The sequence below is a fragment of the Moorena sp. SIO4A1 genome, from assembly GCF_010672065.1.
In the GTDB taxonomy this organism is placed as follows: Bacteria; Cyanobacteriota; Cyanobacteriia; order Cyanobacteriales; family Coleofasciculaceae; genus Moorena.
Map to the genome: position 1 here is coordinate 1 of NZ_JAAHHX010000698.1, position 1472 is coordinate 1472.

General features: G+C 54.3%; 3 protein-coding genes and 1 pseudogene. 3 read left to right on the forward strand and 1 reads right to left on the reverse strand.

Annotated elements, in window-relative coordinates; all coding sequences use genetic code 11:
* A partial coding sequence (locus F6K53_RS42045) for a hypothetical protein (RefSeq protein ID WP_293086411.1) occupies positions 1-215 on the forward strand: 215 nt, incomplete at its 5' end.
* Positions 216-272: 57 nt separating this feature from the next.
* On the opposite strand, the gene F6K53_RS42050 is transcribed toward F6K53_RS42045, so the two are convergent.
* The gene (locus F6K53_RS42050; protein WP_293086414.1) at positions 273-674 is read right to left on the reverse strand and encodes a hypothetical protein; all 402 of its coding nucleotides are present in this window, start codon (positions 672-674) and stop codon (positions 273-275) included.
* Between the two features lie 44 nt (positions 675-718).
* Between F6K53_RS42050 and F6K53_RS42055 the strand changes: the two genes are divergently transcribed.
* Both F6K53_RS42055 and F6K53_RS42060 read left to right on the forward strand, forming a co-directional pair.
* Positions 719-1135: a hypothetical protein gene (locus F6K53_RS42055; RefSeq protein ID WP_293086417.1), complete on the forward strand. Its 417-nt coding sequence runs from the start codon at positions 719-721 to the stop codon at positions 1133-1135.
* A gap of 131 nt (positions 1136-1266) precedes the next feature.
* A pseudogene (locus F6K53_RS42060) lies at positions 1267-1472 on the forward strand (hypothetical protein); the annotation flags it as partial.

Sequence of the window (1472 nt, forward strand, 5' to 3'; positions counted from 1 at the left end):
TCGAGGGCGAGGCTGAGATCGACGAATCACCAGATGGCGCCTCAACGACGGCCATCGGCGTTGATGTGTCGCTCCAACAAGACCGAGTACCGACAGACCTCGGACCAGATCTGTTCTTCGAGCGATTGGTGGAAAAGGCGACAGGCCAAATGCCGGTAACGGTGTATCCGGAGGTCAGACGACGCCGTATCGAGGCCGCTGCCTCCGATACCTGACTGCGGATTCTTGGCTACAGGTCGTTCCAGTCCGGTGCGCCGGTTGCCCGCCGCCAATCAAAGTCGCCGCAGCTCGGCCGCTCGGCGTCGGTCCTTCGGTCGCCCGACGGCCTCGCACATGGCAATGAGATCGCTCAGCGAGACGTAGCGCACAGTCACACCATCGATGGTTGCGGTGTCGGCCCGAGCGATAAAGCTCTCGACGTCGAGATCTGCCCACGGCAGCGCCGGGGTGCAACAGTCGCCGGCAGAACTCACCGTGCGAAACAGCACCTTGGGCAGCCGGAAGGTCTCCGCTCCGCCGGCGAGCAAGGCGCCATCGTCATCCAATAGGTCGGCCCCGGCGGCGGCAAAGCCGGCAGCGATTGCGGGAGCATCCGGCTCCCGGCCCGACCAGAGCAGGTCGAGATCGCCGGTCAGTTCGGTCGAGCCATGGAGAATCCCGGCAACCTGGCCCATGACAACGACCTCGGCCCCGCACTCGTCGAGGCAACGCAGCAGCGGTGATTGGCGTAGGGTTACAACGGTGCCCAGAGTTAGATGATGAGTTCTGGGAGAGTTTGCGCTCCTTGGCAACCAACTACACAGAAGGTAATCTAGGGTTTGTGTTAGCAACCCCCGAATCACCAATTGAGTTAGCTCACCACACCGGTCACAGTTCACCTTTTTTCAACATTTTCGGCTACACCACCACTCTAGGACCGCTCAAAGAGCCAGAAGCCCGGGAATTGATAGCTAGCTCCCCCATTTCCTTCCCTGTTGAGGACAGAGAATGGATTCTGAACCAAAGTGGACGCTGGCCACTGCTACTGCAAATCCTCTGTCGAGAACGCCTTTTCACCATAGAAGATAACGAAACCGATGATCAATGGCGAGAAGAGGGACTAAGACAGATAAAACCATTTCGATACTTATTATAGGGGTCATCACTTCACTTAACTGTTCCCTGCAATTCCTACACTGATTGATTTATACAGCACTCCAGATTACTGCTGATTGGAGTGCAACTGGCTCAAGAATAAAAATTCAAACTGAAAGCGAAAGTAATTGAATGAAAACAACACTAGAGACCTCTATTGTGGGAATTTATGATCTTGGCAGTGACATTGTCGGTGCTGGCTTCTTAGTGTCTAAGAGGTATGTATTCACCACTTCCTCTGTGATTATGAGGGCTCTAGATATCAAATACAATGCAGATAATTTGCCTGAGCAGCCAATCTACATCGATTTTTCCCTACTAAGACCAAAAAAGAGAGA

Coding starts and splice junctions, on each gene's coding strand:
- F6K53_RS42050 (WP_293086414.1), bottom strand. CDS start 674: ATGGGCCAGGTTGCCGGGATTCTCCATGGCTCGACCGAACTGACCGGC.